Source organism: Christiangramia aquimixticola (assembly GCF_048285835.1).
GTDB classification, from domain to species: Bacteria; Bacteroidota; Bacteroidia; order Flavobacteriales; family Flavobacteriaceae; genus Christiangramia; species Christiangramia aquimixticola.
Window position 1 is genome coordinate 466,867 of the sequence record NZ_JBLVTL010000001.1, and the last position, 211, is coordinate 467,077.

A 211-nucleotide genomic window follows, 5' to 3' on the forward strand; every position below is an offset into this window, starting at 1 on the left:
GTCGGCCAGACAATTGACTGTTTTAAACAGCGATATCCATAAACCTTTAGGGGCTTATGGAAAAGATCAGGAGTGAGGTATTAAGCCGATATAACCCAATTTGGATAATTTTAAATAAACAGTTTGAAATCTTAAAGGACAAACACCTTTTATTCAAACCACTTAACGACCGGGGGATTTCCTGATTCAATTAAATTTAGAGCGGGAGACC